28 protein-coding genes and 1 tRNA gene are annotated in these 23,452 nt (G+C 64.0%); 22 read left to right on the top strand and 7 right to left on the bottom strand.

Annotated elements, in window-relative coordinates:
* Nucleotide 1 precedes the first annotated feature (1 nt).
* Nucleotides 2–349: a ferredoxin gene (locus tag SVXhr_RS14105; protein ID WP_275738131.1), complete on the top strand. Its 348-nt coding sequence runs from the start codon at nucleotides 2–4 to the stop codon at nucleotides 347–349.
* Here the strand turns inward: SVXhr_RS14105 and serS are convergent, their stop codons facing one another.
* From serS to SVXhr_RS14090, 3 genes are all read right to left on the bottom strand, one after another.
* Entirely contained in the window at nucleotides 350–1,705 is a 1,356-nt protein-coding gene (gene serS / locus SVXhr_RS14100) for a serine--tRNA ligase (RefSeq protein WP_275738129.1), read from the bottom strand.
* A 214-nt stretch (nucleotides 1,706–1,919) separates the two neighbouring features.
* Complete coding sequence (locus SVXhr_RS14095) at nucleotides 1,920–2,459, bottom strand: helix-turn-helix domain-containing protein (protein WP_275738127.1); 540 nt, start codon at nucleotides 2,457–2,459, stop codon at nucleotides 1,920–1,922.
* 87 nt (nucleotides 2,460–2,546) lie between these two features.
* The gene (locus SVXhr_RS14090) at nucleotides 2,547–3,152 is read right to left on the bottom strand and encodes an MBL fold metallo-hydrolase (protein WP_275738125.1); all 606 of its coding nucleotides are present in this window, start codon (nucleotides 3,150–3,152) and stop codon (nucleotides 2,547–2,549) included.
* A gap of 98 nt (nucleotides 3,153–3,250) precedes the next feature.
* Between SVXhr_RS14090 and SVXhr_RS14085 the strand changes: the two genes are divergently transcribed.
* The 4 genes from SVXhr_RS14085 (at nucleotide 3,251) to SVXhr_RS14070 (ending at nucleotide 5,556) form a co-directional block, all read left to right on the top strand.
* On the top strand, nucleotides 3,251–3,430 hold the full coding sequence (locus SVXhr_RS14085) for a DUF5786 family protein (protein ID WP_275738123.1): 180 nt from the start codon (nucleotides 3,251–3,253) through the stop codon (nucleotides 3,428–3,430).
* 1 nt (nucleotide 3,431) lies between these two features.
* A complete protein-coding gene (locus SVXhr_RS14080) occupies nucleotides 3,432–3,995 on the top strand; it encodes a DUF99 family protein (protein WP_275738121.1) in 564 nt (187 codons plus the stop codon).
* Nucleotides 3,996–4,030: 35 nt separating this feature from the next.
* Complete coding sequence (locus SVXhr_RS14075; protein WP_275738118.1) at nucleotides 4,031–4,615, top strand: uracil-DNA glycosylase; 585 nt, start codon at nucleotides 4,031–4,033, stop codon at nucleotides 4,613–4,615.
* Nucleotides 4,616–4,764: 149 nt separating this feature from the next.
* Nucleotides 4,765–5,556, top strand: coding sequence for a DNA-directed RNA polymerase subunit epsilon (locus SVXhr_RS14070; protein ID WP_275738116.1), 792 nt, complete (start codon nucleotides 4,765–4,767; stop codon nucleotides 5,554–5,556).
* A gap of 69 nt (nucleotides 5,557–5,625) precedes the next feature.
* On the opposite strand, the gene SVXhr_RS14065 is transcribed toward SVXhr_RS14070, so the two are convergent.
* A complete protein-coding gene (locus SVXhr_RS14065) occupies nucleotides 5,626–6,177 on the bottom strand; it encodes a response regulator (RefSeq protein ID WP_275738114.1) in 552 nt (183 codons plus the stop codon).
* A 185-nt stretch (nucleotides 6,178–6,362) separates the two neighbouring features.
* Here SVXhr_RS14065 and SVXhr_RS14060 point away from each other — a divergent pair, with 185 nt between their 5' ends.
* The 3 genes from SVXhr_RS14060 (at nucleotide 6,363) to SVXhr_RS14050 (ending at nucleotide 9,615) form a co-directional block, all read left to right on the top strand.
* Nucleotides 6,363–8,366 (top strand): PAS domain S-box protein, encoded by a 2,004-nt coding sequence (locus SVXhr_RS14060; RefSeq protein ID WP_275738111.1) that lies wholly within the window; start codon nucleotides 6,363–6,365, stop codon nucleotides 8,364–8,366.
* Nucleotides 8,367–8,499: 133 nt separating this feature from the next.
* Entirely contained in the window at nucleotides 8,500–8,970 is a 471-nt protein-coding gene (locus tag SVXhr_RS14055; protein ID WP_275738109.1) for a CBS domain-containing protein, read from the top strand.
* A 36-nt stretch (nucleotides 8,971–9,006) separates the two neighbouring features.
* The gene (locus SVXhr_RS14050; RefSeq protein WP_275738107.1) at nucleotides 9,007–9,615 is read left to right on the top strand and encodes a response regulator; all 609 of its coding nucleotides are present in this window, start codon (nucleotides 9,007–9,009) and stop codon (nucleotides 9,613–9,615) included.
* Here SVXhr_RS14050 and SVXhr_RS14045 read toward each other — a convergent pair.
* The gene (locus tag SVXhr_RS14045; RefSeq protein ID WP_275738105.1) at nucleotides 9,606–11,165 is read right to left on the bottom strand and encodes a PAS domain-containing protein; all 1,560 of its coding nucleotides are present in this window, start codon (nucleotides 11,163–11,165) and stop codon (nucleotides 9,606–9,608) included. The two genes, SVXhr_RS14050 and SVXhr_RS14045, sit on opposite strands and share 10 nt — an antisense overlap.
* A 186-nt stretch (nucleotides 11,166–11,351) precedes the next feature.
* Here SVXhr_RS14045 and hisH point away from each other — a divergent pair, with 186 nt between their 5' ends.
* A complete protein-coding gene (hisH, locus tag SVXhr_RS14040) occupies nucleotides 11,352–12,002 on the top strand; it encodes an imidazole glycerol phosphate synthase subunit HisH (RefSeq protein WP_275738103.1) in 651 nt (216 codons plus the stop codon).
* 18 nt (nucleotides 12,003–12,020) lie between these two features.
* Here the strand turns inward: hisH and SVXhr_RS14035 are convergent, their stop codons facing one another.
* Entirely contained in the window at nucleotides 12,021–12,311 is a 291-nt protein-coding gene (locus SVXhr_RS14035) for a hypothetical protein (protein WP_275738101.1), read from the bottom strand.
* A gap of 82 nt (nucleotides 12,312–12,393) precedes the next feature.
* On the opposite strand from SVXhr_RS14035, the gene SVXhr_RS14030 reads away from it, so the two are divergent.
* The 5 genes from SVXhr_RS14030 (at nucleotide 12,394) to fer (ending at nucleotide 14,674) form a co-directional block, all read left to right on the top strand.
* On the top strand, nucleotides 12,394–12,771 hold the full coding sequence (locus SVXhr_RS14030) for a Rid family detoxifying hydrolase (protein ID WP_275738099.1): 378 nt from the start codon (nucleotides 12,394–12,396) through the stop codon (nucleotides 12,769–12,771).
* A gap of 1 nt (nucleotide 12,772) precedes the next feature.
* On the top strand, nucleotides 12,773–12,979 hold the full coding sequence (locus SVXhr_RS14025; protein ID WP_275738096.1) for a hypothetical protein: 207 nt from the start codon (nucleotides 12,773–12,775) through the stop codon (nucleotides 12,977–12,979).
* Between the two features lie 64 nt (nucleotides 12,980–13,043).
* A tRNA-Ser gene (locus SVXhr_RS14020) sits at nucleotides 13,044–13,125 on the top strand.
* Nucleotides 13,126–13,535: 410 nt separating this feature from the next.
* Entirely contained in the window at nucleotides 13,536–13,931 is a 396-nt protein-coding gene (locus SVXhr_RS14015; RefSeq protein WP_275738094.1) for a hypothetical protein, read from the top strand.
* Nucleotides 13,932–14,284: 353 nt separating this feature from the next.
* Nucleotides 14,285–14,674 carry a ferredoxin Fer gene (gene fer / locus SVXhr_RS14010; protein ID WP_275738092.1) on the top strand — a complete coding sequence of 130 codons (390 nt, stop codon included), beginning with the start codon at nucleotides 14,285–14,287 and terminating at the stop codon, nucleotides 14,672–14,674.
* 112 nt (nucleotides 14,675–14,786) lie between these two features.
* On the opposite strand, the gene SVXhr_RS14005 is transcribed toward fer, so the two are convergent.
* Nucleotides 14,787–16,553, bottom strand: coding sequence for a histidine kinase N-terminal 7TM domain-containing protein (locus SVXhr_RS14005; protein ID WP_275738090.1), 1,767 nt, complete (start codon nucleotides 16,551–16,553; stop codon nucleotides 14,787–14,789).
* 135 nt (nucleotides 16,554–16,688) lie between these two features.
* On the opposite strand from SVXhr_RS14005, the gene SVXhr_RS14000 reads away from it, so the two are divergent.
* The 8 genes from SVXhr_RS14000 to SVXhr_RS13965 all read left to right on the top strand — a co-directional run bounded on the left by SVXhr_RS14000 (nucleotide 16,689) and on the right by SVXhr_RS13965 (nucleotide 23,307).
* Nucleotides 16,689–17,717 (top strand): A24 family peptidase, encoded by a 1,029-nt coding sequence (locus tag SVXhr_RS14000; protein WP_275738088.1) that lies wholly within the window; start codon nucleotides 16,689–16,691, stop codon nucleotides 17,715–17,717.
* Nucleotides 17,718–17,795: 78 nt separating this feature from the next.
* Nucleotides 17,796–18,212 (top strand): phosphoribosyl-AMP cyclohydrolase, encoded by a 417-nt coding sequence (gene hisI / locus SVXhr_RS13995; RefSeq protein ID WP_275738086.1) that lies wholly within the window; start codon nucleotides 17,796–17,798, stop codon nucleotides 18,210–18,212.
* On the top strand, nucleotides 18,209–19,378 hold the full coding sequence (locus tag SVXhr_RS13990) for a hypothetical protein (RefSeq protein WP_275738084.1): 1,170 nt from the start codon (nucleotides 18,209–18,211) through the stop codon (nucleotides 19,376–19,378). The genes hisI and SVXhr_RS13990 overlap by 4 nt, the downstream gene beginning before the upstream one ends.
* A 56-nt stretch (nucleotides 19,379–19,434) precedes the next feature.
* The gene (locus tag SVXhr_RS13985) at nucleotides 19,435–20,013 is read left to right on the top strand and encodes a PH domain-containing protein (RefSeq protein ID WP_275738082.1); all 579 of its coding nucleotides are present in this window, start codon (nucleotides 19,435–19,437) and stop codon (nucleotides 20,011–20,013) included.
* A gap of 75 nt (nucleotides 20,014–20,088) precedes the next feature.
* Complete coding sequence (gene pyrE, locus SVXhr_RS13980) at nucleotides 20,089–20,619, top strand: orotate phosphoribosyltransferase (RefSeq protein WP_275738080.1); 531 nt, start codon at nucleotides 20,089–20,091, stop codon at nucleotides 20,617–20,619.
* A gap of 116 nt (nucleotides 20,620–20,735) precedes the next feature.
* Entirely contained in the window at nucleotides 20,736–21,482 is a 747-nt protein-coding gene (locus SVXhr_RS13975) for a phosphoribosyltransferase family protein (RefSeq protein ID WP_275738078.1), read from the top strand.
* Between the two features lie 68 nt (nucleotides 21,483–21,550).
* A complete protein-coding gene (locus SVXhr_RS13970) occupies nucleotides 21,551–22,951 on the top strand; it encodes an NCS2 family permease (protein WP_275738076.1) in 1,401 nt (466 codons plus the stop codon).
* 101 nt (nucleotides 22,952–23,052) lie between these two features.
* Complete coding sequence (locus tag SVXhr_RS13965) at nucleotides 23,053–23,307, top strand: glutathione S-transferase N-terminal domain-containing protein (RefSeq protein ID WP_275738074.1); 255 nt, start codon at nucleotides 23,053–23,055, stop codon at nucleotides 23,305–23,307.
* Nucleotides 23,308–23,452: the final 145 nt, after the last annotated feature.

Genomic DNA, 23,452 nt, shown 5'->3' with positions numbered 1-23,452 from the left:
GATGAGTGAGGACGACGATACTGCCGTCATCCAGCCAAGCGACGTCGGCGGGGATGACGGCCCGCCGGTCGAGGCCAAGCCGTACAAGATCATCTTCGAGGCCAACCGGTGTTTCGGTGCCGGGAAGTGTGCCGCTGAATCACCGGACTGGGAGCTGGATCTCGAAACCGGCCTGGCCAAACCCAGCACCTACTACGTCGGGGAGGACGACCTCGATCATCACGTCCGGGCCGCCGAGAGTTGCCCGGCGAAGAAGGGCCGCGGCGTGATCCACGTCATCGATCGCCGGACCGACGAGGAGATCGCGCCCGATCCACACGGCGACGGGCGACTCAGCGTCGACTGGTAATTATCGCTCGCCGGCACCCAGCGCGCTCTCGCCGACCGGATCCTGCCCCTCGATCAGTTCCTTGCCGTCGAGATACGGGCGGAGTGCTTCCGGTACCGTTACCGTCCCGTCGTCGTTCTGGTAGTATTCCAGGATCGCCACGAGCACCCGCGGGAGTGCGACTCCAGAGGCGTTGAGCGTGTGGAGGTACTCCGCGGATTCGTGGCGCTCAGGCCGATATCGAATGCCAGCCCGCCGGGCCTGGAAGTCCTTGAAGTTCGAGGCCGAGGAGACCTCGAGCCATCGCCCACCTTCCGCCGGCCCCTCGTCCATGTCGTCGCCAGGGGCCCAGACCTCGACGTCGTAGGTCTTCGCCGAGGCGAAGGTTAGATCGCCGGTACAGAGGTCGAGCACGCGATACGGGAGACCGAGCCGCCGGAGGACCTCCTCGGCCTCGTCGAGGAGGCCGTCGAGTCGGTCGTCACTCTCCTCGGGCTCGACGAAGTTGACCAACTCGACCTTGTTGAACTGGTGGACGCGGACGATTCCGCGGGTCTCGGTACCGTGTTCGCCGGCTTCCTGCCGAAAGTTGGGCGTGTACGCCTGATGCTTCAGCGGGAGGTCGTCGTCGAGCAGGATTTCGTCGCGGTACATGTTCGTCACCGGGACCTCCGCGGTCGGGCACAGCCAGAGATCCTCGTCTTCGAGCTTGTAGGCGTCGTCGGCGAACTTCGGGAGTTGGCCCGTCCCGGTCATCGACTCACTGGAGACCGGGATCGGCGGGAACACCTCTTCGTAGCCCTGCTCGCGGTGGATGTCCCGCATGAACTGGATGAGCGCGTGTTCGAGGCGTGCGGCGTCGCCCTTCAGGAAGTAGAAGCCGCCCCCCGAGACTTTCGCGCCGCGTTCGAAGTCCAGGATGTCGAGTTCCTCGCCGAGATCGTAGTGGGGCGTGACGTCCTCGGGCAGATCCCGCAGATCGTCGAACCCCCACCGTCGCGTTTCGACGTTGTCGCTTTCGTCCTCGCCCTCGGGAACGCCCTCCTGGGGGATATTGGGAATTTCCAGCAGCCGCTCTTCTAACTCCCTCTCGAGTTCGTCGGCGCGTTCCTCGACCTCCTGGAGCTCGTCTTTGAGCTGCTGGGAGCGCTCGATGGCTTCCTGGGCGGCTTCCTCGTCACCTTCCTGCTTGAGCTCGCCGATCTTCGAGGAGACCTCGTTGCGGTCGTGTCGCAGGTCGTCGCCGCGGGCTTTCAGTTCGCGCCACTCCTCGTCGATCTCCAGGATCGCGTCGAGATCGACATCGTCGACGCCGCGAGCGGCGAGGGTCTCTCGAACCTCCCCGGGGTGCTCGCGGACGTACTGGCGTGATAACATGGACGCCCTTTCTCGGTGCCGTCTCAAAACCGTATCGCTCTGGCCGGCTGCCGGGTACAGCAGTCACTCGATAGTCGGCGTCCTGAAGAAACTCCGTCTATATCTCTACCTTGTAACCAGAGATACTTAAAGGCCGATCGGTGATTTGGTCGCCTTCTTCGATCCTACTCATTCGAGCAGGTCCTCGACGAACCGAAACCCGTTGATGAGTCCGCTATATTCCGTCGAAGTGTTCGACAACGACGGGACGAAGCGCCTGGAGAATGATCTCGGCCGCAAGCGGTGACATGTCCAGATCGTCGGCCATCGTGCGGTGGGTCACTTCCCCGCGTTCTCTGTCCACCGCGTAGGTGAGTGCCGTCGCGAGTCCGTCGATCCCGTGACGATCGATGTACGTATCGATGTCGTCGTCGGTCTCGCGGCGACCGACGGCGTCGACGAGCGCGGACGTGATGGTGTATTCCTGGGCGTCCTCACTGCTGGTGAGCGTCAGATCGATGTCACAGGCTGCGTACGTCCGTGGCTGTTCGTCACGAACCGTCTCGATGACGCCGGCGTCGACGAGCCGGTTCACGTAGGCGTATGCTGTCCCCTGGGCCAGATCGAGTTCGGTCATCAGCTCCTGGACGGTCGCCTCGCCCGAACGGGCCAGGGCGGCGTACAGCCGGGCCAGCTGTGGGTCCTCCAGCAGGTCCGCGACCGAGAGGAAATCCCGAACGACGGCTCCGTCGGCCCGGTTTGATGTCCGTGACATGCGTGAGCTATCTGTTTACAGATTACACTGAATCAGTAAAAGCGTTCGGTTGCAAACTCTTTTCTGCCGCTCTCGTCTCCTACCCGATCAGTCGTACTTCGGTTCCCGCTTCTCGGCCCGTTCCAGTGCTGTCTCGACGATCTCCCGAACGTCGCCGTGGAAGACGCCGCCGTGGCCGCTGTACATGTGTTCGACAGTCTCGGGCATCCGATCGAGGATGTCGCGGATCGACTCGATGAGACGCTCGCGCGATTGGCCAGGATTGTCGGTCCGGCCGAAACTCCCGCCCTCGAAGGCCCCGTCGTCGTGGACCACGGTATCGCCGGAGAAGAGCGTGGTCTCGCTGACGAGCGAGACGTGGTCGTCGGCGTGGCCCGGCGTGTAGACGACCTCGAAAGTTTCGTCGCCCATTTGGATCGTGTCGCCGTCGTCGAGTTCGTTCGTCCGCCGGGGGTGATCGGCGTTGGCGTACAGCTCGGCGTCGAAGGCGTCGAGGACCGCATCGAGTTGCGCGACGTGGTCGCCGTGCTGGTGGGTCAGGACGACTGCGTCCAGGTCGTCGGTATACTCCCGGATCACGTCGACGACGCCGTCCATCGCGCCGGCGTCGACGAGCGTCGGTCGGTCGCCGGTTGCCAGATAGACGTTGGCGGTGAACGTCTCTGCGTCGGCTGTCACGTTGTGAATATCCATAGTCGTAGATAGGGTCCAGCAGCGGGTTGAGTCTGGCGGTAATCATGCCAGGCAGTAGCGTGTGATTTTTCACCACGAATCCCGTACCTTTACACGACATGGGGTTTGGGAGCTACGACGAAACCGAACAGGAGAATCAGGACCTGGACGCTGATTTTGATGATGACGACGGGGTCAACGCTGCGGAAAACACACACGACGGCGACGTTGAGTTCGAATTCACGGCCTCGAACGACGAACTGATCGATCAGTTATCGGATATCAAGGAGAACACCTAACGTGAAATCGGGGGTTCGCGCCCTCGGAATCGCCGAGTCGTTCACCGGGGAGTCGAGTACGCTTGCCGGCGCAGTTGTCCGCGCCAGTCGCGTCACCGACGGCTTCGTCTTCGGCTCCTGCACGGTCGGTGGACGCGACGCGACCGATGCCATCGCCCGGATGGTCGAACGCCTCGACCGCGCGGACGTTCGCTACCTGCTCGTCGCCGGGATCGCCCCGGCGTGGTTCAACGTGCTCGACCTGCACCGTCTCCACGAGGAGACCGGACTGCCGGTGCTCTCGGTTACCTTCGAGGAGAGCGAGGGGCTGGAACCGACGCTCCGCGAGGAGTTTTCCGGGGAGGCGCTCGCCTGGCGACTCGATACGTACCGTTCCCAACCGGTCCGTGAGCGCGTTTCGGTCACCGACGAAACGGTTTTCGTCCGGAGTGTGGGCTGTGGCCAGAGTGAGGCCCGCGAGGTGGTCCGGGCGTTCACCCCTGAGGGTGGGCGACCCGAGCCGCTGCGGGTCGCGCGGCTGGCAGCGCGGGCGGCCGATGGGGCGTTCGATTCCGCCGATCGATAGCGACGTTTTTGCGGGCCCGGCCCGCAGGCTCGGGCATGGAGCACATGGACGGCCTCTCGGTCGAGGGCTGTGAGCGGTGTTCGGAACTCCTCGCTTCCCGGTCCCGGATCGTTGACGGTGTCGGTCCAGACGACGCTGATCTCCTCTTCGTCGGCGAAGCCCCGGGCGAGCGGGAGGACGACCGGGGTGAACCGTTCGTCGGCCGTAGCGGGACAGTGCTCGACGACGCCCTCCGGGACGCGGGCCTCTCGCGGGCGGACGTCCGGATCACCAACTGCGTGCGATGTCGACCACCCGAGAATCGCGATCCGACTGCCGGGGAGCGCTCGAACTGTCGCCCGTACCTCGATCAGGAGATCGGCCTGGTCGATCCCGCGGTGATCGTCACGCTCGGCAAAGTCCCTGGCGAGCACCTCCTGGGCCGGGACCTGGCCGTCACCAGCGAGGCGGGTTCGATCGAGGAGATCGAGATCGGGGGCACGCGCCGGCGCGTCCTCGTCTGCGTCCATCCGGCTGCGACGCTGTACGACCGCAGTCAGCGCGAAACCTTCGAAACCACGATCCAGCAGGCCGCTGACCTGGTCGGCGACGGTGGCCAGGCCGAACTGGGTGACTTTTGACCGGCGACCCACTGCCTCGTCTCTTTAAGTACCTCTGGTTACAAGGTAGAGATATAGACGGGGTTTCTGGTAGCTGTATTTCGACGGTTCTCCCTCGGGGCCATCCGGAGCCAGTGGATTCAACTGTGCGTAGCGACGACTGAGATGTGATGGACAGCAGGGGAGAGAACCACGTCGGCCGGGCCAGAGAGCCAGCCGATCGCGAGCGCCGGGAATGGCGCGAGCAGCGGGAAGTCTCGACGAAGCCGGGGGACGGGACGCTCTCGCGGGCGCAAGCCAAGCGGGACGCGACGATCAGACAGTTCGATATCGTTTCGCCGAGCGCCACGACGATCGGTCGGCCGGAGGACCCGAACTCGGATCTGAGCGAGCGTCTCCGGCGACTCCACGACGAGCAACACCCGGCGATGACCGGCCACGCCGAGCGGATGCACCGTCTGGACAAAGCCCGGATCACTCACGCGCTGTGCAGTGCGCTGGACGTGACGCCCTGGGAGCGCGACCGCACGCTGGGGATCATGACCGAGATCGACCTGACGGCCTTCGGGAGCCAGCGTGCCATTTCGAAGGTGGCGCTGGTCGTCATCCAGTACGTCGTCGATCTGGAACGCCAGCGCCAGCTAGGGTTGACCGATCCGGACCGGATCGCCGCGCTGAGCCCCGACGAGATGGCGTCGCTGTACGATCGACTCGACTCGATCACCGATGACGACCGCTACCAGCGGCTGCTTTCGGCCCACGGCCTCGATCAGACGAGCGTCAACCGGCTCGACAGGGTACTCAAAGACCAACTCGATGAACACGATCTCCGCGACGCGGTGTACGGCCGCTCGCCGTACCACGATCCGAACCTGCCCCGTGAACGCGAACCGGGCCCGTCGACTGCGGGATCCGATGGTCCTAGCTCCGGGGATACCGGCCCGGGACAACCGGACACGTGAGGCTGGGTCTGCCTGCCCTGTGAAGCTTGCCTGACCCGTGATCTCGAGCCCGGCGTCTGACTGACCGCGTCACGTCTCGAAGTGCGCCGGATACGCGTCTTCGATCTCGGTGAGCCGGGATTCGAGCGTTTCGATCCGCTCGATGAGTCGGGCGAACTCGTCGCTGTTTGCGAGTTCGTTCTCGTCTTTTTCGACTTCGAGGACGTTGCGCTTGACGCGGGCGCTGCTGAGTTCGCGCTGGAGCCGCTCGTGCTCGTCGAGCGCACAGAGCTTTTCGACGGTGGCTTCGAGGTTTTTCGCGCCGACTGGTTTCGTGAGGTAATCGTCGATACCCAGCTCCAGAATGTCGTAATCCGGTGCCACGGCGGTCACCAGGGCGACTCGGCAATCCAGCCCCCGGTCTTCGATAACGTCCAGCACGTCCACGCCCGAGAGCCCAGGAATCCGGCGATCCAACAAGACGACGTCGACGGTTTCCTCAAGCGCATCCAGGGCCTGCTCGCCGTCGTAGGCCACCCGAACGTCGTAGTCTGCCTCCAGCAGTCGTGCGTATCCCTCGGCGGTCGCCCGTTCGTCTTCGACGACGAGGACGGTCGTGTCGGACTCGGGAGTCGGTGACACGTTATTGACATTGTGTTTTGGTACCAAAACACTTGTGCTGGTTACGACGTATGGTGGCTATCGACGATCGACCGGCCCCCGAACACACAGGAGCATGCCGGGGTCCGAACAGTATCATGCAAAATAATCCCACGCATAGGCTTAAGCCACGTGGCCCAATACGGATTCACGAGAGGCACTTTTCGATGGCCTGGCAAACGACCTGGATGATCGTGCCGCTGCTCGTTGCCGCGTTCCTGCTGTTGGTGTTGGGGCTGTCGATGTTACTGTTGGTGACGCTCAACCGCATGACGGCCACGATCGGGTCGTTGTTGGTTTTCTGTCTTGCGGGAGCGACCTGGGCACTCTCGGCGGCCTATCAGGTCGCCAATACCGGCGGCCCAAAGCGGATCTGGTTTGCGATCGGGTCCGGTGCCTTCGTCGTGCTCGTCGTCGCGTGGGTGGTGTTCGCGCTGGCTGCCAGCGAACGCCAGACGTGGCTTGCCCCGTCCCGACTCGTCCCCATCCTTGCGGTCGGTGGCGTCCTGGCCGGCGTGTTCGTGACGAACCCGCTGCACGGGTGGCTGTGGGATGCAACCGTCGTCGCGGACGGCGACCTCCGCCTGCTGGATATCGATCCGAAGCCGGGCTACGTCATGGGCCAGTTCGTGTTGCTGGTGGCGACGGGGGCAGGCGGGGCCTGCCTGGCGACTTTCGCCAAACGCCACGAGCGGGTGGCCTCCCTTGCGGTCGCGGGTATCCTGGGGGGCATTACCCTCCCGGTCGCGACCGGCTTGGTCTATCGCCTCGGCATCGGCCCGGGGTTTGACCTCACGCCGGTCGCGCTCGTGATCACCGCGGGGACGCTGACGTATCTCGTGTTCACCCAGGAGTTCATCGGGGAGGTCCCGCTCCCACGGTCGGTCATTTTGGATCGCATGGACGAAGGGCTCGTGGTCGTGGGGACGCGGGGGCAGATAACCGACCTCAATCCCGCAGCCAAGTCGATGCTGGGGATCGACGACTCGGCCCTGGGGGCGGCCGTCGAGACGGTGCTGCCGGAGTGGCCGACGCTGGATGGCGAGCGGGTGACTGTCGACGTCACGATCGAGGGGAGCGATCCGCGACATCTCCGCTTGCGCGTCGCCCCGCTTGCCGGGGACCACCACGCCGAGATCGGATTCATCTCCGATCGCACCGAACAGGAAGCCCTCCAGGCACGCTATCAGGCCATCATCGAGGAATCCGCCGAGGTCAACGTGTTGTTGGACGAGACGGGGACGATTACCTACGCCAGCCCGTCAGTCCACCGAATCCTCGGCTGGGAGCCCGCCGAACTGGAGGGACGCGATGGGTTCTCGATTGTCGCCCCGCGGGACCGCGAGCGCGTCCGCGAGGAGTTCGAGGCGGTCCGTGAGGATCCGTCCTCCCAGCCCCGTGTCGAGTATCGAGTCATCGACGCCGACGGCGAGGAATGCGTCTTCGAATCGCTGGTCCGAAACCTGCTCGACCATCCACACGTGGAAGCGATCGCCGTCACCTCACGCGACGTCACGGAGCGCCGGCAGCGAGAACGGGAACTCGAACGGATGAACGAGCGCTTAGAGGAGTTCGCCTCGATTCTCAGCCACGACCTCCGGAATCCCCTGGAGGTCGCAAAGATCCACACGACGCTCGCCGAACGCGGCGAGGCGGACGCCCTCGAGACGGTCCAGGGGGCCCTCGACCGGATCGACGCCATGATCGACGACATCCTGACGTACGTCCGGGAGGACGAGTCCATCGATCCGGAATCGGTCGATTGTCACGCCGTCCTCAGGACTGCCTGGGAGACTGTCCACACCCGGGACGCAACCCTGACCGTGACTCTCGAGGAGGCGGCCGTCATCCGGGCGGACCGACGTCGGCTCCGACGGGCCCTCGAGAACCTCTTCCGGAATGCGATCGACCACAGCGGTGAGGACGTTTCTGTCAGGGTTGGTCGAACGGACGACGGCTTCTACGTCGCCGACGACGGGCCGGGCATCCCGCCGGACGAACGCGAGGCGGTCTTCGACAACGGGTTTACCACCGCCACGGAGGGGACTGGACTCGGGCTGGCGATCGTTCGACGGACGGCACAGGCCCACGGCTGGACGGTCACAGCCACGGAGAGCGCCGACGGCGGCGCTCGGTTCGAGTTCGCCGGCGTCGAGTTCGTTGCGGGGTAACAACGCGTGTGGCCACCCCGATCGCGCAGGTGGCCGCCTGTCGAGGTTTTATACGGCAGGGCGAGTGACTATCTACCATGGCCCGTCCCGGTGGGACTCCCCCGCCCGGCCCGGCGGAGTGGGAGTCCAGCACGTGGTTTCGCTTCAACGGGCGAGCGCCGACGGAGGGGATGGCGCCGTGTTGATCCGCGACGTGATGAGCACCGATTACCTGACGGTGTCGCGTGACCGGAGCCTCAGGGCCGCCGTCGAAATACTGCTCAAGGACGGCCGGGAGTCGATCATCATCACCGACGGCGACGATCCGGACGGACTGATCACCCAGCGGTCGGCACTGATCGCCTGCTACAAGACCGATGATCCGCTCAGCGAAATCCCCGTTTCGGGGTTCGCCTCGGGGTTTCCGACGTCCGTCAAGCCGGACGCGACAGTGTTGTTCGCCATCGGTCAGTTGATCAACGCCGATACGGACGTCCTGCCGGTCGTCGAGGGCCTTGAACTGGTCGGCGTCGTCACCCGCGAGGACATGCTCAACGAGTACACGAACCTCCGCAACGAGGCGTTCAACACGGTCGAACAACGCAAGGACTGGGGACCCGAATGACGCGGTCGATGTCGGCTCACATCGCGATCACCAACTATGACAGACGACACTGACGTGACGGTACTGATCGTCGAGGACGAACAGCAAATCGCGGACGGCTACGCGTCGATCCTGCGCGAGCACTACACCGTCGAGACTGCCTACTCCGGGGAGCAAGCCCTGGAAGCCATCGACGACGATGTCGACGTAGTCCTGCTCGACCGGATGATGCCGGGGCGCTCGGGGAAAGAGACGCTCGATGCCGTTCGTGCGGAGGGGTACGAGTGCCCGGTCGCGATGGTGACGGCCAAGACCCCGGATCTCGACGTCATCGAGATGGGCTTTGATGACTACCTCACCAAGCCCGTCGACGTCGCTGAGCTGGAAGACACTGTCGAGCGTCTGGTCGCGCTGGGTGAACTCGAACCCGAGGTCAGGGCGTACGTCGCCGATTCGATCAAACAGGCCAGTCTCGAAGCAAACAAACCAGCCGCCGAATTGACCACAAGCGAGAACTACCAGGCACTGCGCGACCGGCTCACCGAACAGGGGGCCGAACTGGGAGACATCTCCGCTGCGATGACTGACGAGGAGTTCGAACTCGTGCTCCAGACGATTGTCAGGAACCTCGGGGACAGCCAGGACGAACCGACGTATCAGGTGTAAGCGCCCGCCTGGCGCTTCCAGGCCGTGACGTCGACCGAAAGGACCGTCGTGTCGTCGTCGGGATGCTCCGTCTCGATGTCCCAGCCCAGCGTCTCCAGGACGAGTCGGACCTTCAGCAGGTGTTTCGACCGCTCGAGGAGATCCTGATCGCGATACTGGTCAGTCAGGGCCGGCACGGTCAGGTGCTTGGAGAGATGTAGCCTCACCCCCGCTTCGGTGGACTCAAGCCGGATCCGCCCTGCCGGCCCGAGCGCCGCACTGAGCTGTTCAACCAGCAGCGTCGTCCGGAGTTGATCGGTGGTGATCGTAACCGACTCGCCCGTGACCTGACAGTCAGCGTACTGCTTTGCGAGGCGTTTCAGGTCGACTTCGGTGAGTTCGCCGCCGGCCTTGACGACCGCGAACAGTTCGCTGAAGTCCTCGACCAGATCCGTGAGACGTTCGACCATCTCAGTCTCGACGTCCCGCGCCTCGGTGAACGACCGGTGCATCTCCGCCCACGTGTTCGCGAGCCCTTCGAGTGACGTCCGCACTTCCTCGCGATCGGCCCGTCCGTCGGTATTCGTGCCTTCGATTTCGGCCCCCGGACGGACGTCCAGGCCGAACAGCCCCCCGAGTTCCGACAGCCGCTCGCGGCCGGTCGACTCGGCTGTGAACGCCTGTTTCATGTGGGATTCGATGGCGACCTGGATCTGCGTGCGGTTTCGAAAGTTGTGGTCGTACATGCCATAGAGATGTTCGATGGTATCCCGCACGTTCTCGATGAGGGCCTGTTGTCTGGTGAGCGCGGTGATGTCCCGCGAGATACCGATCAGCCCGATCACGCGCCCCTCCGGATCAGTAATTGGGTGCTTGCTCGCAGTGACGTGGATCCGCTCGCCGTGGGCGTTTTCGATCCACTCCGGCTTGCGCTCGACCGCGCTGTGACCTTCGATCACTGCCAGATTGTCGCGGTAGATCTCCATGGCGGTCTCCGGCAGGAAGGTGTTGAACTCGCTTTGGCCGATCATCACTTCGGGGTCGAGATCGTGGAGGGCGGCTTTTGCCTCGTTCACCCGGACGAAACGCGCGTGGCGATCGAGGACGTAGATGAGGTCCTCGAACTGCTCCATGAGCGTCTCATACGCCCGCGGTTCGATCGACGGTTCCATACCGAGCCGGCCCTCGGCTGGTTCGACCGGGACTGTCGCACCCAGATGCAAGCTCTTGAGTCGCGCTTCGAAGTGCTGTCTGTCCGCAGGGTGGAGGAACACATCGGCACCGGATAGCATCGCTTCCGAGACTTTCCGGGGTCGATCGTCGACGTAAAGGACGGCATGCGGCGGGGTCTGGTCGGCCGCGGTCTTCACTGCATCTAGTCCCTTCGGGCCCCCTTCGATGATGAGGTAGTCCGGCGGGTTCGACCCGGACGCGACGGACTCCACTGCGGACGGATCGTACACTGAAACGCGTCCGACGACCCGCTCGCAGACGGAGCGATAGGTGTCGACGCCATCGACGACGCCCGGGACGATGCCGACGTGGGCGTCCTGAAGTGACAGGTCGTGCATAGTCTGGGTTTTCTGTCGCGTGTCATCGGCGACAGGCGCGATACAGGACTACGTCTCCGTCTATCCCAATCAAACTAGGGGCCCGATCGGAACCAGCCGGATGGACTGGCTGTGCTCGACCGGCCCGGCTGGGTGATATCTGGGTCGAAGGAAAGTCCCAAGACCCGAGCCGAACTACGGGTTGACATGAGCGACCGCGAGCAGGCGGCGGCTGACGTCGTCGTCGTCGATTACGGACTGGGGAATCTCCGGAGCGTCACGCGTGGGCTCGAACGCGCGGGCGCAGCCGTGACGATATCGGACGACCCGGTGGCACTCGATGCCGCCGACGGGATCGTCCTCCCCGGCGTCGGCGCGTTTAGCGAGGGGATGGACAACGCCGGTCCGTTCCGGGACGCCCTCGTCGAGGCGGCCGAGGACGGTCGCCCCCTCCTGGGTATCTGTCTCGGGATGCAGATGCTCCTCACCACGAGCGAAGAGGCCGAACACGCCGGCGAAGGTGACGCCGAGGGGCTGGACCTGATCCCCGGGACGAATCTCAGATTTGACGGCGATCGGAAGGTTCCGCACATGGGCTGGAACGAACTCGCCGTCGAGCGCGAGCATCCCCTGTTGGCGGGTGTCGACGGCGAGCACGCGTACTTCGTCCATTCCTATTACGCCCAACCGGACGACGGGGCCGCCACCGCGGCGAGGACTGACTACGGCGAGCGCTTCGCGAGTGTCGTCGCCAACGAGGCGGGCAACGTGATGGGAACCCAGTTTCACCCCGAGAAATCCGGCGAGACGGGGCTTGCCATTCTCCGGAACTTCGTCGAGTACTGCGCCGACCAGTAGCGTCGCGGTTCGTCCACTTTACAGCGCGTTCACGACTACGAGTGCCGACCAGACCAGCATGGCTGCGCCCATCGCGATGCCGACGTAGCCGACCGCCGCGAGGATTCGTGGGGAGAGCTGCTCGGGATCGATCCGGTCGGGATCGTTGACGACGCCGTACCCGAAGCCGATCAGCAGGACGCCGATGACCGCGTGTATCCCAATCATGATCGTGGATTGACCGCCGAAGGCTACCTGTGTCGCCCCGACGGCGATGTTGCCGAGGCCGAGCATGACGACGCCGTAGCCGTACCGCAAGCGCGTCTCCATGGGATATCGTCGTCGTCACCGCCCATAAGTTCCGGACATACTCCCCAGCGGTTTTATACTGGCTCCGGTCGGGAACGGACGTATGAAGCGAACGATCGAAACCGAGGCGGCCCCCGCCGCAGTCGGGGCGTACAGCCAGGCGACCGCAACCGATGAGCTTGTCTTTACCGCCGGACAGATCCCGCTGACCCCCGACGGCGATTTGCTCGACGACGCCGACATCGACGTCCAGACCCAGCAGGCGCTGGACAACGTCGAGGCAGTTCTCGACGAAGCGGGCGCGGGCATGGCCGATGTCCTGAAGGTGACCGTCTACGTCGACGACATCGAGAACTTCGAGGCGATGGACGCCGCCTATGAGACGTTCTTCGATGAAGATCCGCCGGCCAGAAGCGCCGTCGAGGTCGCCGCGCTGCCGAAAGGCGTCGGTGTCGAGATCGAGGCCGTGGCGGCCGTCTGAGATGGCCGGCTACGACATGGGATGGCGTCAAGCCCTGGTGTGGGGCCTGGTCGGCGGGCTATCGTTTCTTGTGTTGCTCCAGGGCTACGAGCTGTTGACGCCCGAACGCGTCGATCCGCTGGTCAAAGCCGGCGTCGCGCTGGTTGTCACCGGGATCGGGGCGGTGCTGGCGAAGTTCGTCGAGCCCCGGTTGCGACAGACGCTTTGAGGGGGTCGGTGCTCGACCGAGAGCGAAAACGCTTAACCACACCGCCACTCATCTGGAGATGCGAGCCAGGATGGCCGAACGGTAAGGCGCACGCCTGGAAAGCGTGTTCCCTTTCGGGATTCAGGGTTCAAATCCCTGTCCTGGCGCTTCTACCGCGAACACATTACCGAGAACCGCGTAGCGTGTTCTCGGTTCTCGTGAGCGGTTGTGCGTCTTCGCTGGGATTTGAGCACGCGAGTCGCAGCCCCGGGAGCGCAACGAACGGACGTGAGTGAGCACCCCGGAACGTCTCGTACCTGTTCAAATCCCTGTCCTGGCGTGGGCGACCCGACCCTTGTGCGGGTCGCCGAAGTAGTGAACGGGGAGCGTAGCGACCTGTAAGCGTCGCGGGACCGGAACTGACGGGGGTTTCAGAATCGCTTCACTCAATTCGGATCCGTATCTGAAAACTACCCATGACCGCCAGGAAATTGATAGATGATAGAAACTGTCTGTGGAGATGGAATATCGAAAAATATTATAATGATCATTGAATAATGATGAATGGAGTTAATGTATGAAAAGACGAGATGTCCTGAAATCGACTGCCGGTGCTATCGGAGGTATCGGAGGTGCCGCAGCCATCGCCAATCCGGCTGCAGCACGGTGCAACACTGTCGGAGAAGTGTTCTCGTGGAACGGCATCGAACTTGGCGTTGAGGTCAAGTTCTGCAGTGGGTATATTGAATACACGATCGATCACCCCCTGCAGAGTACCACATGTCGGATCGGCCGAGACAGTGATTGCGATGGCGAACTGAATTTAGGTGCCGCAACTCTTGAATACTCGATTGGTGGGGATGTGGACGAACAGGAGGCTGAGGCCACGATGGAACTCTGCATATGGCATTTGACAGGATGGTCCTGTTATGAGAGAACAGTCGAAGCTAGTCCTGATGGAGTTGACATCTAAAATCCCGAGTGCGTGATCCGCGGCGGCGTCATAGCGCAGTCTTCGGATGGCTTTGTGCGCCTCGTCGCCCGGTTTCCGACGGATACGCTTCCCAAGCTGTAACGCTCAGAGGCGAGAACCGCGTAGCGTGTTCTCGGTTTCTGTGGGCGAGTCTCAGGGCCGGGGTGTCCCAATCCCGTGGGACTTCCTTCGCCGTCCGTGTGTTTCGTGAACAGTTACCATTAATATTCGTCCCGCTTCCGTGGCGAATTTTCCGTAGAGCGGGGATCTCCGGGCGAACAACCGGGGAATTTGTCCGGGAAGTCTGTTTCGAACAGCAAAGTTAACAGTCAGGCGTGTGTACCGTGCTCCTGATGCCCACTGTAGAATACCTCAACTACGAAGTGCTGGACGATCACGGATGGGACATGGACGACGCCGACCTTTTCGAGAAGGCCGAGTCGTCCGATCTCGGTGAGAACGACTACGGCGAAATCGACGTCGCCGAAGGCGAATACATTCTGGAGGCCGCAGAGGCCCAAGGCTACGACTGGCCGTTCTCGTGTCGCGCCGGTGCGTGTGCCAACTGTGCTGCCATCGTCAAGGAGGGCGAAATCGACATGGACATGCAGCAGATTCTCTCCGACGAGGAAGTCGAGGACAAGGGTGTTCGCCTGACGTGTGTCGGGACGCCTACCGAGGACGACGTCAAGATCGTCTACAACGCCAAGCATCTGGATTACCTCCAGAACCGCGTCATCTGATCGGTTCGCTTCCAAAACCGCTTTCTGCGATCCTAACGCGATCAGCGACTGCGACCGTCTGCCGGGAGTCGACAGGCCAAACAGGCGAGTGCCTCGGGCGTGACCCGGGCACTCACCCTGTCGATTCTCGACCGTCCGTGACTACGCCGGGCACTTCCTCGACAGCCTCCGGCCCCGCCTCGACGATATCCACCCCGGAGAACACGACCCGGGCACCGCCCCGGGACCCCTCGGTCATGCTTACCGACCAGCCGTGCGCGCTCGCGATCGCGTCGACGATGGCGAGCCCGAGACCCGTACCGGTCTCCTCTGTCGTGTAGGCGTACTCGAACACCCGCTCGCGTTCGTCCGCCGGCACGCCCGGGCCGTCGTCCTCGACGTAGAACCCCTCAGCGTGGCGGCCGAGCGTGATCGTCACGCCGGCCGCGTCCCTACCGGCCGGCTGGTCGTCCGACGGTTCGTCGTCGGTCGCCCCGTCGTCGGCCGTCGGAGACGCGTGCTCCACCGCATTGCGGATGAGGTTCTCGAAGACGTTCTGGAGGCGCCCGGGATCGGCGTAGACGACCACGTCCGCGTCCGGTTCGATCTCCTCGGTGGCGGACGGGGTCGCCGTCGACGCCCAGGCGTCCTCGAAGACGGGTTTCAGCCGAACTCGTTCCGGTTCGTCGATCGTGCGGCCCTCCCGGGAGAGCGCGAGGACGTCGTCGATGATCTGGCCCATGCGCTGTTGGGCGTCGAGCGCCGCTTCGAGGTGCGAGAGGTCGCCCGTTTCGAGTGCCAGCTCCGAGCGCCCGTTGGCGACGTTCAGCGGGTTCCGGAGGTCGTGCGACAGCGTGCTCGCGAACCGTTCGAGCTGTGCGGACTGCTGTTTGAGGTCCCGTATCTGTCGGTTGATCGCCGTGACGTCCCGGATCACGAGTCCGTACCCCTGCGTGTCTCCCGCCGTCACGAGCGGGGAGATGCTGACCTCGAACTCGCGGGACTCCTCCCCGTAGTCCGTGAACGACTGGACGATCGTGTCGTCCTCGACGATCGGCGGGAGGCGTTCCTCCAGTTTCGCGCTGTCGGCATCAGCGAGGGCGGGGAACGTCCCGACGGCCGCCCGGTTGACATCGAGGATCCGGCGGTCGGGGTCGACGACGACGATCGGATCGCGCAGGTCCTCGAAGACGCGTTTGCGGGCGAGCGAAAGGATGTCGAACAGCTGGTAGCGAAACACCGCCCAGGCGACGAACGCGAGCGACCACGCCGAGGCGATGTTGCTGGCGCCGTCGAGCGGGCCCGGGATGACGCCGACGTTCCAGCCGGCGACGGTGAAAAGCGGGGGCAGGAACCCGACGATCAGCGCCAGCGTCCGCTTGCGCTTGGCCGGCGCTTCGACCGCCGCGTGATAGCCCAGCAGCCCCATCGCACCGAGATAGGGGACCGTCTGGAAGAGCGCGAAGATCGGAAACAGCGGCGTCGGCGTCGCGGCCACGTGGTGGAACGGGTCGGTGGTGATCGCGTACTCGTAGACCAGGCCATGGATCGGGTCCGTCAGCTGGATGGCGGCGAGGACCGCCAGCAAGCCCCCGAACGCCAGGAGTCGGGGACGTGTGAGCCAGTGCCCGCGGTCCGTATAGCGGATCGCGAAGAGAAACCACAGCGGGACGATCACGGCGACGACCGCGGCGTGAAGGACGAAAAACGCGATCGCGAGCGTCCGATCGGTCGCGACGATCTCGCCGACGACGAACAGCCCCACGAGCGGATACAGCGACAGCATCAGCGCGAACACCCGCGCGGCGCGGTCCAGATCGTGCGACCACAGCCACGTGGCCACGGAAACGGCGAGGCCGCTGGAGACGAGAACCGCGACCACGTAGAGCGACGCTTCCATCGACCCCGTTTTTGTCGCACTGCTATAATATTCTTGGGACGTACCCGGGGAGTGAACTGAGGGCCGCGATTTGTGGGGGCGACCAGGTGGGGGCAGTTCCACAAGGGCTAACTCCCGCCCCCGAGAGTGGCGAGTGTGAACGCGACGCTTCCGGATCTGCTGCGGTTGCTCGTCGTCCCCGTCCTCGGGTGGGCGGCTTGGCGTGACGTGCGTACGCGTCGCGTCCCGAACCGCACCTGGCTCCCACTGGCCGGTCTCGGCGTCGTCCTGCTGGTCTGGGACGCGTGGCTGGTCTGGACGGACGGTCTCGTCGTCGATCCGCGCGTGCTCGCGCCGACGCCGGCCCTGTTCGTCTTCCAGGTCGCCTTCAGCCTCGGGTTGCTCGTCCCGCTCGCGTACGCGTTCTGGTGGATGGGTGGGTTCGGCGGCGCCGATGCGAAGGCGCTGATCGTCCTCGCGATCCTCTTTCCGACCTACCCGACGTATCTCGTCGCGGACATGGCGCTGCCGGCGATCCGGCCGTCGCTTGGGGTCTTCGCGCTGACGATCCTCTCGAACGCCGTCCTCGTCGGGCTTGCGTATCCCCTCGCACTCGCCGTCCGGAACGCTCTCGGTGGCCATATCGACAAAGCGATGGTCATCGGCCGGCCGATCGCCGCCGAGGCGGCGACCGAGGAGTACGGCCGCCTGCTGGAGACGCCCGACGGGTTCACCCGTCGTGGCCTCGACCTGGACGCACTCCGGATGTATCTGACCTGGCGCGGCCGCTCGCTGTCCGAACTCCGTTCCGATCCGGACGCCTACCGCGATCCGGCGTCGCTTCCCGACGACCCCAACGATCCCGGCGACGGGTCGATCCCACCGGACGGTGAGGGGTCGATCCAGCAGTCTGAGCACGACGGAACGACCCAGACCGACGGCGGGGAGTTCGAGGACCCATGGGGAGCCGAGGCGTTCTTCGCGGACATCGAACACTCCGCCTACGGCACGACGCCGACGGAGTTGCGGGAGGGACTGGAAGTACTCGCCGAGGGCGACACCGTCTGGATTACGCCGGGCATCCCGTTCCTGGTGCCGATGTTCGGCGGGCTCGTGGTGAGTCTGGTCGCCGGCGACATGTTGCTCTGGGTGCTCGACGCCGTCGGGATCGGGGCGCTTGGGTGATCCGGCGGGACACGATCGCTGGGCGAGTGGGCCCTCCGGGCGCTCTCGGACGTGCCCGGTTCCCGTGACAAAAGGCCTATGCGCGGAGACGCCGTCTTTCCGGGTATGGTTGCGAGTGACGCCCACGATGTCCCCGACGTCGATCTCGCCTTCGCGGACAACGAGTACCTGCCGGCGGTCGCCCAGGACGCCGAGTCGGGCGATGTCCTGATGCTTGCCTACGTCACGCGGGAGGCACTCGACCGGACCCGCGAGACCGGCCTGGCCCATTACTACTCCCGGAGTCGTGAGGAACTCTGGCAGAAGGGCGAAACGAGCGGGAACGTCCAGCACGTCGAGGAGATCCGGGTCGACTGCGACGGCGACGCACTGCTGTATCTGATCGAACAGGACGGCGGGGCCTGTCACACCGGCTTCCGATCGTGTTTCCACCGGACGATCGACGGCGAGGTCGTCGGCGAACGGGTCTTCGATCCCGATGATGTCTACGAATGAGCACGCAATCGACTGACCCGGGCGAGGGGGACGAACCGTCCGTCGAGACGCTCGTGACGGCGCTTCAGCGGGCGGCGACGGCCCACGAGGAGGCACGCGATCGCGTCGAGGCGGCCGGTGAGAACCGACTGCAGCAACTCCGGGAGCACTACGAGGAGATGGCCGGTCTCCTGGACCGCTACGAGGCGCAGGTCACCAGTGACGGCGAGACGGACGTCGACATGGAGGCGTTCATCGAGTTCCAGGAGGAGATCGCCAGGTTCGTCGAGACCCTCCCGGAGGACATCGATCATCGCGAGGCCTTCGAGACCGTCGACGAGACGATGCACCAGAAGTGGCTCAAGAGCGCGGACTTCGAGACGGCGCGTGCGGCTCTGGAGCCCATCGGGGACCTCGTCGAACGCCTCGAGGAGCGCGAGCGGACGCTCGAACGATACCGCGAGGCCCGCCACGACGTGGCCGTTCGCGAACGCGAACTGGCGGCTCGCATTGCGGAACTCGAGGACCTGGTCGCACTCGGCGACGCTGATCTCGACGCGCCCGTCGAGACCCTTCGCGAGCCGATCGAGGCGTACAATCAGGCTATCGCCGAGGCGTTCGACCGCCGCAAACACGAGGATTCGGCCCGGGAACTGCTGGCGTTCGCCGAGACGACGGCGGCCTATCCGCTTGTCGACTATCGACTGCCACCCGAGGATCTGGTCGCGTACGTCACGGACAGCGAGGCCGGCACGGAACCGGTCCCGACGCTGCTCGAATACGCTGATTACTCCGTCTCGAAACTCGAACACTACGTCCCCGACGCCAGACGGCTCAAGCGCAACGTCGCCACCCACCAGACGTACCTTCGGCGGCTCGATTCCGGCCCGCTGACGGTCTCCTGGCCGCCGCCCGCCGCCGAGGAACTCCGATGGCGCTGTCGGGAACTGATCGCCCTCGTGGGTCGGATCGCACCCGAGGCGGTAGTCACCAAACTCCGGACGGTCCGGGGGCTGGCGCGGACGAGCGACTACGAGCGGCTGCGCGAGAGTATCCGCGCCCGCGAGCAACTCACCGACGCGGAGCGCGATCGTCTCGCACGGGGGGACGTCGAGGCCGAACTGGCTGCGTTGGGAGACGAACGTGACCAGCTTACTGCGGCTCTTGAGGCGCATCCCGAGCGCTGAGGGCCGCTCGACGGCGACAGTGTAGTCTTATGATCCCTCCGGTTGTACCGGCGGTCATGCGACAACGACACGAGTGGTTCGGCCCCGACGCGTTGGCCACGCTGTATCGGACGTATCTCGTCGCCTCGCTGGTGGTGACGATGGGTATTCCGATCGCCGTGACAACCCTCGCCGAAGACATCCCCTGGTACGTTCCTGCCGGGCTGGCTGGCCTGACGATCGGTCTGCTTGCGTTCATCTGGTGGTGGTCGGCCGCGTACGCCCGGTCGGTCGGCTTCCGGCTGACTGACGACGAGATCGAGTCCCGCGGCGGCGTCTGGTGGCACAGCCAGTCGACCGTCCCCTATTCGCGGATCACGAACGCCGAGACCAAACAGGGACCGATCACCCGCCGGTTTGGCGTCGGCAGCGTCGCCATTCAGACCGCCGGGCAAGGCGCACAGAGTACGGCCGAACTGACAATACAGGGGGTCGCCGACTACGAGGAACTCCGTGAACAGATTCTCGAATCCGTCCGGGAGGGGGGACCCGAACCGGAGGGGACTGGCGGCACCACACATACCGGGACGGCCGACGAAGCGACCCTGGATGCGCTCCTCGATGAGGTACGGGCCATTCGCGAGCGACTCGAGTGACGGTTCCCGGGCGGTCAACTGGCTCCTCCGTCGGATTCCGATGGCTATTACCCCCGCCGTCACGCACGCACGGATATGACTCAGGCGCTCATCGACGCGTTACGCGATGCCGACGCCGTCCGTTACGGCGAGTTCGAACTCTCACACGGCGGGACGAGCGAGTACTACGTCGACAAGTACGTCTTCGAGACCGATCCCACCTGTCTCGGATTGATCGCCGAGGCGTTCGCCGAGGCACTCGACGGGCGGAAACTCGCCGGCGTCGCGCTGGGCGCGGTCCCGCTGGTGGCCGTCACCAGCGCCGAGACCGATACGCCCTACGTGATCGTCCGCAAGCAACAGAAGGAGTACGGGACGGGCAATCTGATCGAGGGTGAACTCGACGACGGCGAGGAGGTCGTCGTCTTAGAGGACATCGCCACCACCGGCCAGAGTGCGATCGACGCCGTCGAGGCGCTTCGGGAGGCTGGCGCAGTTGTCGACCGCGTGCTGGTCGTCGTGGACCGCCAGGAAGGGGCTCGTGAAAATCTGGCCGAGCACGACATCGAACTCGAATCGCTGGTGACTGCCGAGGAACTGCTCGCGGATGTCGACGGCGAGGCCTGACGCCCCCTGACGGCCCGTCGCCCCCCGATTCCCCCGTGAGTGTTCCGACGATCCTGTATAGATAGCGGCTTGTTACTATCGAAATATTCACGGTTGGGACGTGACAGTGGACATGTATGAAGCGCCTCGAAAAGACCACCCTCCAGCTGCGGGCCGTCTCGGTGCTCCGGCGGCTGAAGGCGAGTCGGACCTACGACGAACTCGCCGCCGAGACCGGGCTGTCGGCAAGCGATCTCAACCGGTACGTCAACGGCCACGTCCTGCCGGGCGTCGAGCGTGCCGGGGAGATCGTCGAGGACCTCGGCCGCGCGACCCTCGCCGCCGAGATCGAATCCCGCATCGAACGGAACGAAGACGGATACGTGGATAATACTGACGTGGTTTTCGACCAGCCGCTGCTCGACCTCGTCGCCGGCGTGGCAGCCGAGACGTTCGACTTCGAGCGCCCCGACGCCGTCCTCACGGCCGCGACCGACGGCATCACGATCGCGGGGGCGATGGCCCGTCATTTCGACGTCCCGGTCGTCTACGCGAAGAAGTCCCGCGAGACCGGCGTTTCGGAGTTTATCGATGCCCGCCAGCGACTCACACCCGGCATCGAGATCACCTACTCGTTGCCAGCAAGCGCCCTCGATGCCGGTGACGACGTCTTGCTCGTCGATGACTTCGTCCGCTCGGGGTCCACCCAACAGCTCCTGCTCGATCTCGCGGACCGTGCCGGCGCAGTGGTTTCCAGCGTGTTCACGCTGATCGCCGTCGGCGAGGACGGCCTCGATACCGTCCGCGAGTCGACTGGGGCCCCTGTCGTCGCGTTCACGAGGCTACCCGAAGCCAGCGAACCCGATATGTATCCACGAACGTGAATACTTGTTCCGTAACTATATAAAGCATTAAGTCGTCGCTGTGCAAGGTAGTCGAATGTGTTAGATACATGGCGGTAACAGACACACTCGCCGATTACTTCGAGTTCGAGGAGCACGGCACCGACCTCCGGACGGAGATCATCGCGGGGATCACGACGTTTCTGGCGATGTCGTATATCATCGTCGTGAATCCTGCGGTACTCTCAGAAGCAATCAGCGTAGGGGAGAACACGTTCCAGATGCTGGCTGTCGTGACGATCATCGCGTCCGTCGCAGCCATGCTCGTCATGGCCTTTTACGCCAATTTACCGTTCGGCCTGGCGCCAGGAATGGGCTTGAACGCGTTTTTCGTGGTGGTCGTCACACAACTGGAAATCCCCTGGGAGACGGCACTCGCTGCTGTCCTTATTGAAGGCCTCCTGTTTATTGGGCTGACGGCAGTCGGGGCTCGAGAGTATGTTATCAAACTGTTTCCGGAACCGATCAAACTCGCCATCGGGGCGGGTATCGGGTTGTTTCTTGCACTGCTGGGGCTCGAACAGATGCGGGTCATCACCCAGACGGAGACGATCAATCCGCTGATCGGCACTGATCCGATCGCTATCCTCGCCGTCGCCGGCATCATTGTCACTTTCGCGCTGTGGGCCCGCGATATCCAGGGATCGATCGTTCTTGGGATTCTGTCCACCAGCGTCGCGGCATACGTCGTCTCTGCGCTTGGCGTCATGCCGGCAGGCAACGGCGGTGAGGACGTCCTCCTCGTTGAAACGGCGACGCTTGCGCCGGGTCTCGACAACATTGCCTTTGACTTCGCGGCCTTCGATATCTCACCGCTCGCCTTCGCGTTCGTCGACGGGCTACAGAACGTTGAGGGGCTGGCGTTTGCACTCGTGATATTCACGTTCTTCTTCGTTGACTTTTTCGACACCGCCGGGACACTGACTGGTCTTGGCCATGCTGCCGACTTGACTGACGAGTCGGGGAACCTCCCCGAGATGAACAAGCCGCTGATGGCTGACGCCGTCGGGACAACGGTCGGCGGCATATTGGGTACCTCCACCGTTACGACCTACATCGAATCCTCGACCGGGATCGGCGAGGGGGGTCGAACGGGTATGACGGCATTGGTGGTTGCCGGGCTGTTCCTCATTACGCTGCCGGTCGTGCCGCTGCTCGATGTGATCCCGTCGTTCGCACCGTACATCGCGCTGGTCGTCGTCGCGGTGATGATGCTCCAAAACATCACGGATATCAACTGGGGCGACACGGTCCACGCCGTCCCTGCCGGCCTGACCATCATCATCATGCCGCTGACCCAGAGCATCGCCTACGGTATCGCTGCCGGGCTTCTGACGTACCCGATCGTCGCCTTCGCTGCTGATCGGCGTGAAGAGGTCCATCCCGCTCAGTGGATCATGGCACTGGTCTGTATCGGGTACTTCGCCGTTCGCTTCCGCGTCCTCGTCTGACCGGGACGGGAACGGGCTCGAATCGAGACTCGACATTGGAGACACGGGAGAGAACAACCGACACCGACGGTCTCTTTTATTTCCCGCTTGTTGGATGGGACATGTCGAACCTCGAACTCTACGAACTGGACGGCTGTCCGTTCTGTGCGAAAGTCAAAGAGAAACTCGACGAACTCGACCTCGAATACGAGTCCCACATGGTTCCCGCCGCAAAGAGCGCCCGCGACGAAGTCGAGGCAGTCAGCGGTCAGCGCGGCGTCCCCGTTCTGGTCGACAACGACAACGGGGTCGAAGGGATGCCCGAGAGCGACGACATCGTCGACTATCTCGAAGAAACGTACGGCAGCGGCGCGTGAACCCCCTCGGCCTGTTGCGCCTGTCGATCGGGTTTTCATGACGGTTTTCGACCGGGGTGACGAGTAGCCACAAGCCAGACTCATACCCTTCTACTGGATTACATCTTTGCGATGTGTCTTCGTTCTCATTAGAGAGATCGACCGA

The organism is Halorhabdus sp. SVX81 (genome assembly GCF_029207715.1).
GTDB lineage: Archaea > Halobacteriota > Halobacteria > Halobacteriales > Haloarculaceae > Halorhabdus.
This window is presented reverse-complemented; position numbering and strand designations above follow the sequence as displayed.

Excerpts from the sequence above, each read along its gene's own strand:
- SVXhr_RS14105 (WP_275738131.1), top strand. The coding sequence starts at position 2 with ATGAGTGAGGACGACGATACTGCCGTCATCCAGCCAAGCGACGTCGGC.
- serS (WP_275738129.1), bottom strand. The coding sequence starts at position 1,705 with ATGTTATCACGCCAGTACGTCCGCGAGCACCCCGGGGAGGTTCGAGAG.
- SVXhr_RS14095 (WP_275738127.1), bottom strand. The coding sequence starts at position 2,459 with ATGTCACGGACATCAAACCGGGCCGACGGAGCCGTCGTTCGGGATTTC.
- SVXhr_RS14090 (WP_275738125.1), bottom strand. The coding sequence starts at position 3,152 with ATGGATATTCACAACGTGACAGCCGACGCAGAGACGTTCACCGCCAAC.
- SVXhr_RS14085 (WP_275738123.1), top strand. The coding sequence starts at position 3,251 with ATGGGGTTTGGGAGCTACGACGAAACCGAACAGGAGAATCAGGACCTG.
- SVXhr_RS14075 (WP_275738118.1), top strand. The coding sequence starts at position 4,031 with ATGGAGCACATGGACGGCCTCTCGGTCGAGGGCTGTGAGCGGTGTTCG.
- SVXhr_RS14070 (WP_275738116.1), top strand. The coding sequence starts at position 4,765 with ATGGACAGCAGGGGAGAGAACCACGTCGGCCGGGCCAGAGAGCCAGCC.
- SVXhr_RS14060 (WP_275738111.1), top strand. The coding sequence starts at position 6,363 with ATGGCCTGGCAAACGACCTGGATGATCGTGCCGCTGCTCGTTGCCGCG.
- SVXhr_RS14050 (WP_275738107.1), top strand. The coding sequence starts at position 9,007 with ATGACAGACGACACTGACGTGACGGTACTGATCGTCGAGGACGAACAG.
- SVXhr_RS14045 (WP_275738105.1), bottom strand. The coding sequence starts at position 11,165 with ATGCACGACCTGTCACTTCAGGACGCCCACGTCGGCATCGTCCCGGGC.
- hisH (WP_275738103.1), top strand. The coding sequence starts at position 11,352 with ATGAGCGACCGCGAGCAGGCGGCGGCTGACGTCGTCGTCGTCGATTAC.
- SVXhr_RS14035 (WP_275738101.1), bottom strand. The coding sequence starts at position 12,311 with ATGGAGACGCGCTTGCGGTACGGCTACGGCGTCGTCATGCTCGGCCTC.
- SVXhr_RS14030 (WP_275738099.1), top strand. The coding sequence starts at position 12,394 with ATGAAGCGAACGATCGAAACCGAGGCGGCCCCCGCCGCAGTCGGGGCG.
- SVXhr_RS14025 (WP_275738096.1), top strand. The coding sequence starts at position 12,773 with ATGGCCGGCTACGACATGGGATGGCGTCAAGCCCTGGTGTGGGGCCTG.
- SVXhr_RS14015 (WP_275738094.1), top strand. The coding sequence starts at position 13,536 with ATGAAAAGACGAGATGTCCTGAAATCGACTGCCGGTGCTATCGGAGGT.
- fer (WP_275738092.1), top strand. The coding sequence starts at position 14,285 with ATGCCCACTGTAGAATACCTCAACTACGAAGTGCTGGACGATCACGGA.
- SVXhr_RS14005 (WP_275738090.1), bottom strand. The coding sequence starts at position 16,553 with ATGGAAGCGTCGCTCTACGTGGTCGCGGTTCTCGTCTCCAGCGGCCTC.
- hisI (WP_275738086.1), top strand. The coding sequence starts at position 17,796 with ATGCGCGGAGACGCCGTCTTTCCGGGTATGGTTGCGAGTGACGCCCAC.
- SVXhr_RS13990 (WP_275738084.1), top strand. The coding sequence starts at position 18,209 with ATGAGCACGCAATCGACTGACCCGGGCGAGGGGGACGAACCGTCCGTC.
- SVXhr_RS13985 (WP_275738082.1), top strand. The coding sequence starts at position 19,435 with ATGCGACAACGACACGAGTGGTTCGGCCCCGACGCGTTGGCCACGCTG.
- pyrE (WP_275738080.1), top strand. The coding sequence starts at position 20,089 with ATGACTCAGGCGCTCATCGACGCGTTACGCGATGCCGACGCCGTCCGT.
- SVXhr_RS13975 (WP_275738078.1), top strand. The coding sequence starts at position 20,736 with ATGAAGCGCCTCGAAAAGACCACCCTCCAGCTGCGGGCCGTCTCGGTG.
- SVXhr_RS13970 (WP_275738076.1), top strand. The coding sequence starts at position 21,551 with ATGGCGGTAACAGACACACTCGCCGATTACTTCGAGTTCGAGGAGCAC.
- SVXhr_RS13965 (WP_275738074.1), top strand. The coding sequence starts at position 23,053 with ATGTCGAACCTCGAACTCTACGAACTGGACGGCTGTCCGTTCTGTGCG.